12 protein-coding genes are annotated in these 14,799 nt (G+C 29.7%); 6 read left to right on the plus strand and 6 right to left on the minus strand.

What is annotated here, in order from left to right; genetic code table 11:
• Positions 1–274: 274 nt before the first annotated feature.
• The 3 genes from KPL38_RS14350 to KPL38_RS14360 form a co-directional block, all read right to left on the minus strand.
• Complete coding sequence (locus tag KPL38_RS14350; protein ID WP_216289832.1) at positions 275–691, minus strand: universal stress protein; 417 nt, start codon at positions 689–691, stop codon at positions 275–277.
• 25 nt (positions 692–716) lie between these two features.
• A complete protein-coding gene (locus tag KPL38_RS14355) occupies positions 717–1,676 on the minus strand; it encodes a DMT family transporter (protein ID WP_216289833.1) in 960 nt (319 codons plus the stop codon).
• 95 nt (positions 1,677–1,771) lie between these two features.
• Positions 1,772–2,947, minus strand: coding sequence for an SAM-dependent methyltransferase (locus KPL38_RS14360; RefSeq protein WP_246577980.1), 1,176 nt, complete (start codon positions 2,945–2,947; stop codon positions 1,772–1,774).
• Between the two features lie 261 nt (positions 2,948–3,208).
• Between KPL38_RS14360 and KPL38_RS14365 the strand changes: the two genes are divergently transcribed.
• On the plus strand, positions 3,209–3,772 hold the full coding sequence (locus KPL38_RS14365) for a TetR/AcrR family transcriptional regulator (protein ID WP_216289834.1): 564 nt from the start codon (positions 3,209–3,211) through the stop codon (positions 3,770–3,772).
• A 135-nt stretch (positions 3,773–3,907) separates the two neighbouring features.
• Here KPL38_RS14365 and KPL38_RS14370 read toward each other — a convergent pair whose 3' ends face one another.
• From KPL38_RS14370 to KPL38_RS14380, 3 genes are all read right to left on the minus strand, one after another.
• On the minus strand, positions 3,908–4,411 hold the full coding sequence (locus KPL38_RS14370; RefSeq protein ID WP_216289835.1) for a cytochrome P450 family protein: 504 nt from the start codon (positions 4,409–4,411) through the stop codon (positions 3,908–3,910).
• Between the two features lie 163 nt (positions 4,412–4,574).
• The gene (locus KPL38_RS14375) at positions 4,575–5,789 is read right to left on the minus strand and encodes an aspartate aminotransferase family protein (protein ID WP_216289836.1); all 1,215 of its coding nucleotides are present in this window, start codon (positions 5,787–5,789) and stop codon (positions 4,575–4,577) included.
• Between the two features lie 219 nt (positions 5,790–6,008).
• Positions 6,009–7,418 carry an APC family permease gene (locus tag KPL38_RS14380; RefSeq protein WP_216289837.1) on the minus strand — a complete coding sequence of 470 codons (1,410 nt, stop codon included), beginning with the start codon at positions 7,416–7,418 and terminating at the stop codon, positions 6,009–6,011.
• A gap of 924 nt (positions 7,419–8,342) precedes the next feature.
• On the opposite strand from KPL38_RS14380, the gene putP reads away from it, so the two are divergent.
• From putP to KPL38_RS14405, 5 genes are all read left to right on the plus strand, one after another.
• Complete coding sequence (gene putP, locus KPL38_RS14385) at positions 8,343–9,818, plus strand: sodium/proline symporter PutP (protein ID WP_216289838.1); 1,476 nt, start codon at positions 8,343–8,345, stop codon at positions 9,816–9,818.
• A gap of 357 nt (positions 9,819–10,175) precedes the next feature.
• Positions 10,176–10,370 carry a DUF1737 domain-containing protein gene (locus KPL38_RS14390; RefSeq protein ID WP_216289839.1) on the plus strand — a complete coding sequence of 65 codons (195 nt, stop codon included), beginning with the start codon at positions 10,176–10,178 and terminating at the stop codon, positions 10,368–10,370.
• 244 nt (positions 10,371–10,614) lie between these two features.
• Positions 10,615–11,301, plus strand: a complete 687-nt coding sequence (locus tag KPL38_RS14395) for a response regulator transcription factor (protein WP_216289840.1) — start codon at positions 10,615–10,617, stop codon at positions 11,299–11,301.
• On the plus strand, positions 11,301–12,809 hold the full coding sequence (locus tag KPL38_RS14400) for a sensor histidine kinase (protein ID WP_216289841.1): 1,509 nt from the start codon (positions 11,301–11,303) through the stop codon (positions 12,807–12,809). The genes KPL38_RS14395 and KPL38_RS14400 overlap by 1 nt, the downstream gene beginning before the upstream one ends.
• A 269-nt stretch (positions 12,810–13,078) precedes the next feature.
• Positions 13,079–14,653 carry a subtype B tannase gene (locus KPL38_RS14405; protein ID WP_246577981.1) on the plus strand — a complete coding sequence of 525 codons (1,575 nt, stop codon included), beginning with the start codon at positions 13,079–13,081 and terminating at the stop codon, positions 14,651–14,653.
• Positions 14,654–14,799 lie beyond the last annotated feature (146 nt).

Below are 14,799 nucleotides of genomic sequence, written 5' to 3' on the forward strand. Positions count from 1 at the left end.
GGTATTCCATAGTGATTATCCTCCTGTGTGTTTTAGTTGTGACGATTAAAGCATAACACAGAATTAATCCGCTATGGATTTTTATTGGTTCAACTTCATTTTACAACAAGTCATTATTTATATTGATAAAATTACATTTATTAAACATATTTCACCTCCGCTCAATCTATTAATCATAGTTATAAAATTATTGTTGAAGCAGAGTGTGTTATACCAAAATGGGCATGCATTTATATTATAAATATTAAGGTTTTGTTTTTTATTCTAGTAAATACTAATCAGGAATAACTATTACTGCTACTTGAGCATTTCTAACAACCTTACTTGTTACAGAACCAATTAATCTATATAATCCTTTTTTACTAGACTTTGTCATTATTACTATGTCATAGCTATCTTTTTGGGTTTTTTTTAATATTTCATCTCCTGCATATCCCCAAGAAGTAAATTTTTCAACTTCATAACCATCTAGTTCTTTTATTGCTTTATCTAAGTACAGTTTACTTTGTTCTCCTAAATTGTCAAATTCATTTTGAATTGGATCTACGGTATTGTTAGTTATAACCATTTCCATTACATTCATTATTGTAATAGAAATAACATCTTTGCTAAAAACCTTTTTTAACCAATTAAGAGAGTGCATGCTCCTCTGGGTACTATCTAATGGCACTAAAATTTTTATTTTTTTCATATTAACACATCCTTTCATAATCACGTTATGCTATTTCTTCTAACTTTTTAGTTGCTTCTTTTAACAACTTGTTACTTCCTCTAAAATTTATAATTGAACCTATAAGAATAAAGACAATACCTATTATTGTGTTTAGTGAAATAGCTTCTTTTAAAATTATTAAAGCTAAAACTGGTGCTAATGCAGGTTTAATATAGAATACAATTGAGGCTGTAGCAGCTGAAGTTTCTTCCATTGCTAAAATGTAAAATGTATATCCTAATCCCGTTACAAAAATACAAATATAAGCTAATATAGGCATATTATATAATGTTATACCATGAAAAATTGGAATATTTGAGAATTCTTTTAATCCATTAGTAGAAAAAAATTCAGATACAACGCTTATTTTTGTAATAAGAATAAGGATTAACATTTCTATACTACCTATTAAAAAAGTAAAACAACTTACCGCTACCCCTCCGAATTTTTCACATTTTTTATAGCTTATTACACTATATAAAGCAAATGTTATAGTCGATATAAGAATAAATATCATTCCTTGTAAACTAAGTGTCATTTTAAAAGGATTTAATATCCATACCATACCAATTATACTTAACACCATTGAAGCAATAGTATGCTTATATAAACTTTCGCCCATTAAAAAGAAGGCAAAAGTAACCACAAATACTGGGTTGCAACTAAAAAGAACAGCAACTAAAGATGCCTTGCAGTATAAAATGGAAAGTTGATAAAATGTCATGCTTACAACAACACAAATAAATCCTGTAAGAAGGAAAAATTTAATATCATTTTTATTAAGGGTGATTTTTTTAATTTTTATATTTTTTATAGCTATCGGTAATAATATGATAGATCCTATAAAAAATCTTAGGAAAGTTACTTGTATTGGATTAAATTGATTGGAAACCATCTTTAAAGCTATTTCCATAGTACTGAAAAGAACCGCAGCTAAAATGATAAACCAATATCCTTTTTTCATTTATAAAGACCTCTAATCTATTTAATTTGATAATATATTTAATACCATGTTAATTCTAACTAAATTTATTGAATTACAATAAATGTTGTTAAAAATCATTTATACATATATTCTCTAGTCCATGATATATCGTTATTTGCATTTTTAGTAAATAAAATTTCGTAAACAGTTATATTCCCACAATTAAAGGATGCTGCAGAAGCATTTAAATATAATCTCCACATTCTTATAAAAGTCTCATCCTTCGTTTTACTTATTTCTGGCAATGCATTTTCAAAATTTACTGCCCAGTGTTCGAGCGTTCTTCCATAATGCATTCTTAGACTTTCTAAATCGATGACTTCAAATTTTTGATCTGTAATATTATTTATCAAATCTTTGAGAACTGGTAGATATCCACCTGGGAAAATATACTTATCTATCCAAGTATTTGTTCCGCCTTCATTTATACCTGCTATGCAATGAACTAAAGATAAACCTTTTTCATTTAATAAAGTATTTACAGTTGCGAAATAATCTTTAATATTATCTTTACCTACATGTTCTAACATTCCTACACTAACTACCCTATCAAATTTTCTGTTTTTAAGCTCTCTATAATCTAAAAGCTGAACTTCAACAAGATCACTTAACCCCTCAAGTTTTATTCTCTCATTAACCTTTTCAAACTGTTCAGAACTTAAAGTTATTCCCATAGCCTTTACTTTATACTCTTTTGCAGCAGCAATGATTAACTCACCCCATCCACAGCCTATATCAAGCAATGTATCTCCTTCACTTAGGCATAACTTTTTCAAGATATATTCTACCTTATTTCTTTGAGCTGTACTTAGAGAATCATTAGGAGACTTAAAATATCCACAAGAATAAGTCATTGTATCATCTAACCACAATCTGTAAAAATCATTTCCTATATCATAATGATGCTTAATATTATTCTTATTGTTTTTAACATTATGAACCATCTTCTTAATTAAATTTTCATACTTACTACTATTACTTAAAAAACTGTCCTTATTATTATATAAGGATTCTATAACCTTACGCAGATTTCCTTGTATCTCTAATTTTTTAGTCATATAAGCTTCACCAAAAGCCATAGAAGGATCATTAATAATATCTGCCTTAGCAATAGGCTCATTTAAAATGATTTCAAATTTGCTCTCCCCTTCACCATACTTTTTTACTTCCCCATCCCAAAATTTAATATCAAAAGAATCAGAAAATAGATTTTTAAGTAATTTCTTATAAATTAATTTATCTGCAATCATATATTTTTCCTTCTTTCTAGTTTTATTTATAGACCTGTCCTAACGTTATTAAGTTATTCTTATGTTATACTAGAGATTGAATTAATACGATACGAACCGTTTAGCAATTATTATAACAATTTTATATTATATTGTCAATAAAACCAATTTTCTAATATATTATGCAACTATAGTTATGGTTTTGTCTGGTTTTGTCTGTTAATTGACATATTAATATATGGTTTGTCATTTTTTAAAATTCATTAGGAGGGATCTAAATATATGGGAAGACCAAGAAGTTCAAGTGCAAAAAAATCAATTTTTAACTGTACAAAAAAACTACTTTGTGAAAAAAATTATAATAGTGTCACCATTGATGAAATATCCAAAATTTCTGGAGTTAGTAAGTCTACTATATACAGATGGTGGGCCAATAAAGATATTTTAATAATGGATATATTCATTTGTGAAATAAAAAGTAAAACGCAATATCCAGATACTGATAACACTTTTAGTGATATTTTATCTCAAGTTATGAATATATCAGAAATATTTAATAGCCCTTTAGGTAGGTCTACTTTAGAGATCGTTGTTAATAGCAACTCTGATGAAAAAGCAAAGGAGATGTATATGTATCATTACTTTGTACCAACTAGAACAAATGCACTTTTAATATTGGAAAGAGGTATTTCTAGAAAAGAAATTAATCCAAACATTGATAAAGAATCTGTACTGGATTTAATTTATTCATCCCTTTATTTTCGTCTATTAATTAATCCAGGTACTTTAAATAAAGAGTACTTTACAAATAAGTTAAAAATTATCCGTATGGCTATAGAACTATAGCTTAGCTATTAAACCATCTGATTTATAGACTACCTCATATATGATTTGATTTAGTGGCACATATGTATCGTTTATGAAACTTAATAAAAAAGGAACCGTTATTTAAAATATCGGTTCCTTTACATTAACTTTCTATTATCCTACTTTTACAACAGTTACTGTTGTATCTATGAATCCCATAACTTGTAAGCTTGTACTTATTAAAGTTAAAGATGCGTTTCTAATAGTTACTGGAACAAGAACTGTCTTAGCTAAATTTAATTTTTGGTTTTCCACAGGCTCTGGTGTTAACACTTGAACTCTAGTTTCTGAACCATCTAATAGCTTTTTATTGAGTTTTAATTGAATTATGGCCTCATTGGTTCCATAAGGAAGCGTAGTCCATACTGCAGATGTGCTATACGTTACTAAATATAGCCCTGGTACACTAAAAATTAAACTATTTTCGATTAGTTGTATACCTCTGCCTATTTTGGTTCCATCAACTATTGAGCCTAAAAGTATTGGACTATTTGAAACTATATTCTGTAAACCTGGATATGAGGTTTCTATTGTAGCTAGTGATCTATCAGGTCTATCAGGTTTATCTTTGCAGTGATTACCACAACCTGAACATTCATAAGAATTTGTAATACCCATTTATTTAAGCACCCCTTAAATTTAGAAGATTTGTTAATCACTATAAAGTATGCTACATTGCTCATATTGCTACATATTTTCATATAATATTTTTATACTTGCTAAAGAAGAGGCTGTCTTATTATAGAAAGTACTTTCTATTATAAGACAGCTCATAACATTTTTATTTATATGACTCTTCTACAGATGCTTTTAATATTTCATATGCCTTATCACAATCCTCTTTAAGCGCAATAAGAGGTGGTGTCATACGAATTATGGTAGTCCCAATTAAAGTAACTAGCAATTTTCTATCAATACAACCATGTTTTATTTCTTTACCCACAGGTGCATCAAATTCAACACCTATAAGCAACCCTTTACCACGAACATCTTTTATGTGTGGAAGTGTACTTAATTTCTTCATGAAATAGTCGCCAACTTTTTTAGCATTTTCTGCTAAATGATTGTCTAACAGTTCGTTAATTTGAGCAAGTGAAGCTGCACAGCATACAGCATTACCACCAAAAGTTGTACCATGAGATCCCATAGTAAAAGCCTTAGACACTTCAATAGTCGCACAAATAGCTGCAATTGGCATCCCGCCGCCCATAGCTTTTGCCATAGAAACGATATCTGGTTTTACATTATAATTCATGTAAGCCATAACATCACCAGTTCTGCACCAGCCTGTTTGAACTTCATCTAATAAAAGCAAAATACCTTTCTCATCACAAAGAGCTCTAATACCCTTCATAAATTTTTCAGTAGCTGGAATAACTCCACCTTCACCTTGAATTGGTTCAATCATAATTGCAATAGTATCTTTCGTTACTAATTTCTTAAAAGATTCAAGATCATTAAAATCAGCATATGAGAATCCAGTTAGCATTGGCTTAAATCCAATTTGGCACGCGTTATCAGTTTGCCCTGTGGCAGTTAATGAACCATATGTTCTCCCATGGAAGCTATTTTTTGCTGTTATAATATGATATTTGTTTTCACCATATTTATCTACGCCATATTTTCTAGCCATTTTAATCATGGCTTCGTTAGCTTCTGTTCCAGTATTTTGATAGAATATTTTATCCATACCAATGGTTTCACAGATTTTTTGTGCTAAAAGTGCTTGAGGAATAGTATATGGATAGTTGAAAGTATGCATTACATCTTCAACTTGTTCTTTTATAGCGGCAACAACCTTTTCGTTACAGTTCCCTGCACTGTTTACCGCAATACCACCGTAGAAATCTAAATAGCCTTCCCCTTTATCATCGTAAAGATACATACCTTTTGCACGTTCGCAAACGAAATCAAAACGTTCGGATGTATCAATCATATATTTTTTTACTAATGCCTTTACGTCCTCTGCAGTTAACCCTTTTTCTATTAAATTCATAATAATCTCCTTAATCTATATAAATTTTTTAAATGAATCTCATTACATTTCCAAGTATTCCTGCATTTTAAAATAAGACTCCATGGTTAATACAATGTTTCATTATTTTCTTTGCAAGATCTGCCGCTGGCCCTTTTGTAACTTATCTTTTACCAGTTCTAGTCCCATCATTGCTCCAAGACCTCTTACTTCCACATCTGCGGCATACTTCTTCAATCATCAACTTTCAATTTTTAATCCATTAACTATTTCGTCTTCAATAGTTTTTTCTACTTCTTCATTAGTAACATTTTCACCAAATATGCTACTAATAACAAACCCTACTGCAATCCATCCTATTACTACATATGGGAAAATATTAAACGGAAATTCAGTAGCAGAAGCTATATTAGCATACAAAACATAGAATAAAGCTATTATTGCTAAAACTGGTATTACAAGATGTCCAGCACCCCAAATTTTCTTTTTAGTAAAGTACACTATAGAACCTACACTTGTAAATATATAAGAAATTAATATTGCTAATGAACCTATTGTTCCATAATATCCAAATACTTCTATAGCATCTTTATGAAATAAAGGTGTTATTATAGCTACCATTATTGCAGTTACAGTTATAAGTGCAATCTGTGGTGTATTGAACTTAGGATGTACTTTTGATAAGCTTTTTGGCATTAAGCCTTCTCTACTCATCGTGAATAACATTCTTGCACCTGCTGTAGCAGATCCCAAAGCACAAGAGAAAAATGAAAGTGAAGCTGATAAAATTAAAACTGTTGCATAACCTTTTGACATGTATTTATCTGCTAAATCTGCAACTGGTAAACTAGATGAAGTTAATGCTTTAAGACTAGTTGCATCTAATCCAAAACCTATAACTTGTGAATAGCTTGATAGTAAGTAAAATAATCCCGTTATAAATACTGCACTTATTATTGCTATTGGAATAAACTTCTTAGGATTTTTTGTTTCTTCTCCAAGGCTTGAAGCACTCTCAAAACCTATGAAAGATAAGAAACAAAACACAGAAGTACTTGCTAATGCTGACATACTAACTCCATTAGTTTTAAAAGGCATTAAACTAAAGCCTTTTGTGCTGCCAACTTTAAATAATATAACTACAGCAAGTATTAATATTAGGAAAATTGATATACTTTCAAATGCGAGCATTATTCTATTGCATATTTTTGCATCAACAGTGCCAAGTAAAATAGTAGGTATAATGACTACTAATGAAATTATAAGCCAATTAATATTTAATCCCAAAATAGCTAGGAAACTACCAAAGAAGTTTCCAAAGCCAGCCAAACAACCTGCACCAAGAGTAATATAAGCTAGTAAAAGAGCCCATCCTGATGTGAAACCCATCTTTTTACCTAAAGAAGCTTTGGTAAATGTATATAATGAACCTGACGAAGCAATATGTTTATTAAATTCTATAATCGAATACGCTACAAGGCCTACTACAACAGTTGAAAACAAAAATACAAGTGGTGATGAGAACCCAGAAGTTTTAGCCATTATAGAAATATTTAATGACATTGCTGCCGTTGGTGCAATAACTGCAATTGATAAAGCAATTGTTTCAATAATAGTTAAGTTATCCTTTTTCAAACCTGATTTTGCCATGATTTTTTCCTCCTAATATATTATTATTTTCAAATTCGATTTGACTGAAAATATCACTAACTATTTTCTATTAATGATAATTAATAATTAAAGTCATCTTAATTTCCTGTTGTGTATCCTCTAACCCATTTTCCCCTTTCGCTTTTAAACAATATTATTTTTTGAGATTTTTCTCTGCTAATGCCTATTGTTATAAATACTAAACTCTAAGAACATTTTGAAATGAAGTAAAAAGCTCTAGAAACTATTTACTATTTCTCTCTGTAATTTAAGTTTTATTGTAGTACTAATTTATGGTAAATGCAAGTTTTATTTAAAATAAATTCAATTGTATTAATAATCAATTAATTTAATTGGTTGGTGTTATATGAATTGTTTTCTATAAAATGCTGTCATTGCTTATATATCCTCGTATTAAAACTATATCTACATTTATTCGTATTAATTAATTTAATAAAGTTTAAAATTATGTATGCAATATTACTATTTTCAAAAGTCGGTTGGACTGTTTGAATTTAAATTACTTTTATGGGGTTTAAAACAAAAAATACCTTACCATTCTTTTTCAGAATATTACGGTATTAGTTTTTCCCACCTTAAACAATACTAAGAAAATCTAATATATCTAAAATCATAATTACTTAGTTAAATTTAACTGAATGCTTAACACCCCTTATAAATCGTAATCTCATCTCCTAACTTACTGTTACATTAGTCAATGTTTGCCTTCTTTCTTTTAAACCGGCATTTCTGCGGCAACCAATTTATTTTTAAAATGATGAAAAGTGCTCATAATTGTGTCCTCAATTTGTTAATGTCCCACATAGAATTCTCCAAAAAAGTCTGCACCTGAGGTTGCTAATTTATAAAAAAACATGGTATTATTAATAAAAATTACATTATAGTGTTAAAAGGAGATTTGATATGGAAATAGGCTCAGTTGCAGCTATTGGAATATATATACTTATTTTACTTTCAATAGGCTACTACTCTTACAGAAAAACAAACGATGTTGCAGACTACATGATAGGTGGAAGAGGTCTTGGCCCTATGGTAACAGCGCTATCTGCTGGTGCAAGTGATATGAGCGGATGGATGCTAATGGGACTTCCCGGTGCTGTTTATGTAACAGGTATATCTAGCATTTGGATTGGAATAGGGTTAACAATAGGAGCTTACTTTAATTATCTCCTACTCGCCCCAAGATTTAGAATTTATACAGAGGTTTCAAATGATTCATTAACTGTTCCAGATTATTTAGAAAACCGATTTAAAGATAAATCTAATATGCTTAGACTTGTATCTGGGATAATAATACTTGTGTTCTTTGTGCTATATGTTTCATCTGGAATTGTAGCAGGAGGAAAATTATTTGAAAGTATATTTAACTCTACATATACAACTGGCGTAGTTGTTACATTATCCGTAGTTGTACTATATACATATTTTGGGGGGTTTTTAGCCGTAAGTCTTACAGACTTTTTACAAGGTTCCCTAATGTTTGTTGTGCTAATTGTAGTGCCAGTTGTAGCATATATGAATATAGGAGTAGATGCTGGTACATTTGTTCATAAACTAAAAGCTATTGACCCAGCTTTATTGGATATGTTTAGAGGAACCAGTCTTGCAACTATTGTTGGATTTTTAGCATGGGGGCTTGGGTACTTCGGACAACCACATATTATTGTCCGCTTTATGGCAATTAAATCTGCAGGAGAATTAAAATCAGCAAGAAGAATAGGAATTACTTGGATGTCTATAGGTCTTTTAGGTGCTGTAGCTAGTGGACTTATAGGACTTGTATACTTTACACAAAATAATATTCCACTTAATGATCCAGAAACAGTTTTCCTTCGTCTTGGAGACATTTTATTTAATCCATTTATTACAGGTATTATATTAGCAGCCGTTCTAGCAGCTATTATGAGTACTATTTCTTCTCAACTATTAGTTTGTTCAAGTTCTATAACAAGGGACTTTTATTTAACTTTCTTAAACAAAGAAGCATCAGGCAAGCAGCAAATGGAAATAGGAAAAATATCTGTACTTTTAGTTGCCGCTATTGCCACATTCTTTGCATACTTACCAAACAAAACTATTCTTAATATAGTTGGTCATGCGTGGGCCGGTTTTGGTTCTTCATTTGGACCTGTTCTTTTACTAAGTCTTTATTGGAAGAGAATGACTAAATGGGGTGCTTTATCAGGTATGGTCGTGGGCGGACTAACGGTCATTGTATGGATTATTTTTGAATTATCTACTTATATATATGAAATGGTTCCAGGATTTACACTATCTCTTATAGCAGTTATAGTTGTTAGTGTTATAACTGAAAAACCAGATGATTCTGTAAACAAGGAATTTAAAACTATGGAAGAAATATTAGCAAAGTGTAAATGAAAATATTGGGTTCTCTTGTATATATATTGAGGACTCAATGTTTTTTATTTTTTAAAAAATTTTAAATTCAATTGGATGATATTTTATATTTTCTACATAGCTCTTGTAATTCACTCTTATACCAATAATGCATTTTGAATTCTTCAACTGTCATTTTTTCAGTAAATGTTGGTTTATTAATCAAAAATTGTCGTCATTCCATAATAAGGAGTATAATAAAAATTGTAAATAAAATCTAAGTCGACATATAAAACAAATAGAATTAATTGTACTCATATAAAAATTCAAAATAGGAAAGGAAGTGTATATTTAGTGAATTTAGGTACTTATCGTACACTTTTTCACTAAAAATAATCTATGGAAAATAAACTTAAATATCGCTTAATTACTGGGAAAGATGATGCAAGTTTTTGCAAGAGAATTTCTGAATTACTTGATGAAGGTTATAAATTATATGAATCTCCAACTTGTACATTCAATGGTCAGGATGTAATTGTAGCACAGGCTGTAATTCTTAATGAGTGCGACAATATTGATATTGGTTTTAAATAACTCTATAAAAGCTTACGATACTTTAATAATAAAGAATATGAAATTGGATTGTCTCTTTACGGCAAACCAATTTCATATTCTTTTATCCTAAGTATTATCTAACATAGCCAAATAGAAAAACTGAATAAATAAATGAAAAAAATAGTAGCCATCGTCCAAAGGTGGATGCTACTATTTTTTGCTCTTAAAATAATGAAATTTAATGATAAACTTAAATAAGCCTAAACGTAGGGAGGGATTTTCAATGAATGATATTTTATATAATCAGGTTAAAGTTCTGGTTGTTGATGATGAAGATGATATTTCAAATTTTATTAAGATGGGTCTAAAAGCTAAAGGATTTATTGTAGAATGCGCATCAGATGGATTTGAAGCCATTTCGATTGCTATGAAAATGAATCCACATATAGTAATTCTTGATTTAATGCTACCGGAGATTGATGGATTCAAAGTTTGCAAGGAAATCAAGAAAAATATGGAAGCATCAGTTATTATGCTAACCGCTAAGGGAGATATTGAAGATAAAATAAGGGGGTTAGATATTGGAGCCGATGACTACATGGTAAAACCCTTTGATTTTAGAGAATTACTATCAAGAATAAATGCGAGACTAAGAAGTGATCATAAAACGCTTAAAAATATGGTCCAAATAGGATGTTTTACTATAAATAATATAACACATGAAATTATGTATAAAAACAGATTATTGGAATTGTCTTCAACCGAATATAATTTGCTAGTTTACCTTTTTAAGAATAAAAATATTACAGTAAGTAAAGACAGCATTTTAGAAAATGTTTGGGGTTATGAATATGAATGTGAATATAATATTGTAGAGGTATATATTAGTTATATACGAAGTAAAATTGGCAAAGAATCTCATGATATTATACGTACTATTCGAGGCGTTGGATATAAGGTTGTGATTTAATGGTAAAGATAAAATTTAATAATAGCTTAAAAAAGCAATTATTATTAGGTATTTTTTGTGGAATAATTATTTTAATTGTTTTATTAGATATTTCGCAATACTATTTTTTGAAAAAAAATCTTTATGAAAGTAAAATTCAATTGTTAGAATCTCGTTTACATAATATTTATATTTATAAATTGAAAGATACCAATAATGAGATAGCGTTAAGAGCTAATGCTCAAGGTTTGATTGATGCATCCATTGATATGGATGTTGGAATTTCAATAATTGATCAAAATGGTAATGTTATGGTTGATTCTAAAAGTAAAGGTAAAACCAATTATTTAAAACATTTACTTCTGACTGAAATTCCAGAGTTTAATAAGAATGAACCTTTGCCTAAATTGTCAACTTACAAATATAAAGAATTGTTAAAAACAAAGGGTGGTTTAGACAAAAATATTATAGTCAACAATATTTTAGGTACAAAATATATGGTTCTAGTTTGTAAGCTTGGATCTTTAAATAAAAGCTATAGTCTTATCCAATTTAGTACTTCTATGAAAAGTATAGATAACCTTATTATTATGCAATTAAAATGGTGTTTTATTATATCAATAATCTTATTTGCAATAATGGTAGTAATACTTAGGAGTTTTATCTCATTTTCATTAACACCATTAGAAAGAATTACTTTTGCTATGAAGAAAATAAATGAAGAAAAACTTAATACAAGAATAGAGATGTTAATAAATCAAACTGAAATTCAGGGATTAGTTACAGAATTTAATTGTATGCTTAAACGAATTGAAACTTCATTTGAAAATGAAAAAAATATTGCTAGAAAAATGAAAAAGTTTGTTTTAGATGCAGAACATGAGCTAAGAACACCTCTTACGTCTATTCAAGGATTTGCTGAAATACTAAAAATGGGGGCTGCACAAGATGAAAATGATAAAGCACTTGCTTTAGATACTATAGTTAGAGAAAGTAAAAGAATGACTAGATTAGTAAACAAAATGTTATTATTAACAAGATTAGATAATAAAATTTATATAGAAAAAAAGCCTGAAAATATTAAAGACATAATAATAGAACTGAAAGATGAGCTGAACTTTATAGTTGGATTAAGAACCCTTAAAATTTATGCGAAGGAAGATATATGGGTAAATTCAAATTCAGATCAAATTAAACAGATTATTATTAATTTAATAAACAATGCTGCGCAGCATACAGATGAAGAAAAGGGAGAGTTAACTATCATATTAAGACGCAAATTAATTGATAATATTAAGTGTGCAGTTATAATAGTTTCAGACAACGGTATAGGAATTTCCAAAAATAAATTAGATAAAATCTTTTATAGATTTTATAGGGTTGAAACACATCGTTCAAGGAAATCTGGAAATTTTGGACTAGGATTATCAATTATCAAATCAATAGTCGATGAATATGGTGGAAAAATTGAAGTTGAAAGTGAAATTAATTGTGGAAGTAAATTTAGTGTAATATTAAAAGCAATTTAGATGATTATCCAATAATAATTTTCAATTATCATTGGATAATCTTTTTTTGTAATTTCTTAATACTTTAAGCAATTATCAAGTTAATATCAATCTTATTTCAAGGTTCATTATGTATACTATTAAAGTACTAAGAAATAATATATGGGGATTTTACTATTCATAAAAAGTATACCAAAGTTTTATACTTTAATATAAATCATATATTAAGAAAATTTAAAAATTAAAACTTAGAATAGTTTTTGAATTTTAATTAAAAAGGAGATAATATAATGAAATCGAAAAAAATTATTGCCATTACTATGATGTTAATGACCATAAGCGTATTGGCAGGATGTCAGAGTACAACTAAGCAAAGTAATACTAGTAAACAAAGTACTGTATCAACTTCAAAAACATACAGTATTGACTTCAAAACAGCCAAATATACTTTAAAAACAGTAACAGTAGACAACAAAGCTATTAAATATCGTTCATATGAAAAAATAGTCTATGTGACGAAACCAGTAGACACTAAATATGAAATCATGAATGTATATGTACCTGAGGCGTACTTTAAAGGTAAATCCATTGGTAATTACAATACTAAAACAGCTCCAATCTTCTTACCAAACACAATTGGCGGTTATATGCCTGGAACTCCAGGTAATATAGGGAGTAGTGTGACTACTGCTACTACAAATATGGCTGCTGGTATGGGTGCTGGTACACAATCATATGCTGTTGCCTTATCAAAAGGCTATGTAGTAGTCTCCCCTGGTGCTCGTGGTCGTACTACAACAACGGGCAAAGCTCCTGCTGCAGTTGTAGACTTAAAAGCTGCTGTGGCTTACATCCACCATAATGATGCGATTATGTCTGGTGATGCTAATAAAATTATATCTGACGGTACCAGTGCTGGTGGTGCAATGTCAGCATTGCTTGGTGCTACCGGAAATAATTCTGATTATGAACCTTATTTAAAAGCTATTGGCGCAGCTGATGCAAGTACTAGTATCTTTGCCGTAGCATCTTACTGTCCAATAACAAATTTAGATAATGCTGATGCTGCCTATGAATGGTCTTTCAATGGTCTAAGTACTTATGCATCAATGGCAACTCCAACGTCTGGTACTAAGCCTAAAGTTAAGGGAACTAAACCTAAAATGGGGAAAATGCCTACGACTACAGCTAAACTGACAGCAAATCAAATTAAGCTTTCTAATGAGCTTAAAACATCATTTCCTTCATATGTAAATAGCCTTGGACTTAAATCTACAACTGGAACTTCTTTAACTCTAGCTGCAAATGGAACTGGTACATTTAAAGATTACTACAAATCTTTTGTTATTGCATCAGCACAAAAGGCTCTAAACAGTGGTACCGATTTATCTAAATTAACTTGGATAACAATAAAAAATAAAAAAGTAACAGATATAGACTATGATCAATATATGAAATATATTGGCAGAGGAAAGGCTGCCCCTGCTTTTGACGATGTAGCTTTAACTTCGCCTGAGACTAATGAGTTCGGTACTACAACAAAAGATTCTCAGCATTTTACTAAATTCAGCATGACTAATAATACAAAGAGTGGCGCTTCTATGGCTGACTCAAAAATTATTAAACAAATGAACCCAATGAATTATATAGGTACAAAAGGAACTGATACTTCTAAATACTGGAGAATTCGTTATGGTTCCATTGACAATAATACCTCCCCTGCTATACCACTGATTCTAGCTACGAAACTACAAAATAGTGGATATAATGTTGACTACGCAGAACCTTGGGGAATAGGTCATTCTGGAGATTATGACTTAACTGATTTATTTGCTTGGGTAGATAAAATCAGCCAAACGAAGTAATGTAATTATATTTAATTTTCATATAAATAAAAAATTGATCAATTGCAATAACAAGTTGAACCAATTTGTATTTATGACTTAAATCGTTGAATTTACTTATGCTGCATAAATTATATCTAATTGTGCTTCGAATAGATCTTCAGGAG

Origin of the sequence: Clostridium psychrophilum (assembly GCF_018861705.1) — a bacterium.
Taxonomy (GTDB): domain Bacteria; phylum Bacillota; class Clostridia; order Clostridiales; family Clostridiaceae; genus Clostridium_AD; species Clostridium_AD psychrophilum.

Coding starts and splice junctions, on each gene's coding strand:
- KPL38_RS14395 (WP_216289840.1), top strand. CDS start 10,615: ATGAATGATATTTTATATAATCAGGTTAAAGTTCTGGTTGTTGATGAT.
- KPL38_RS14350 (WP_216289832.1), bottom strand. CDS start 691: ATGAAAAAAATAAAAATTTTAGTGCCATTAGATAGTACCCAGAGGAGC.
- KPL38_RS14360 (WP_246577980.1), bottom strand. CDS start 2,947: ATGATTGCAGATAAATTAATTTATAAGAAATTACTTAAAAATCTATTT.
- KPL38_RS14370 (WP_216289835.1), bottom strand. CDS start 4,411: ATGGGTATTACAAATTCTTATGAATGTTCAGGTTGTGGTAATCACTGC.
- KPL38_RS14355 (WP_216289833.1), bottom strand. CDS start 1,676: ATGAAAAAAGGATATTGGTTTATCATTTTAGCTGCGGTTCTTTTCAGT.
- KPL38_RS14400 (WP_216289841.1), top strand. CDS start 11,301: ATGGTAAAGATAAAATTTAATAATAGCTTAAAAAAGCAATTATTATTA.
- KPL38_RS14380 (WP_216289837.1), bottom strand. CDS start 7,418: ATGGCAAAATCAGGTTTGAAAAAGGATAACTTAACTATTATTGAAACA.
- KPL38_RS14405 (WP_246577981.1), top strand. CDS start 13,079: ATGAAATCGAAAAAAATTATTGCCATTACTATGATGTTAATGACCATA.
- putP (WP_216289838.1), top strand. CDS start 8,343: ATGGAAATAGGCTCAGTTGCAGCTATTGGAATATATATACTTATTTTA.
- KPL38_RS14390 (WP_216289839.1), top strand. CDS start 10,176: ATGGAAAATAAACTTAAATATCGCTTAATTACTGGGAAAGATGATGCA.
- KPL38_RS14375 (WP_216289836.1), bottom strand. CDS start 5,789: ATGAATTTAATAGAAAAAGGGTTAACTGCAGAGGACGTAAAGGCATTA.
- KPL38_RS14365 (WP_216289834.1), top strand. CDS start 3,209: ATGGGAAGACCAAGAAGTTCAAGTGCAAAAAAATCAATTTTTAACTGT.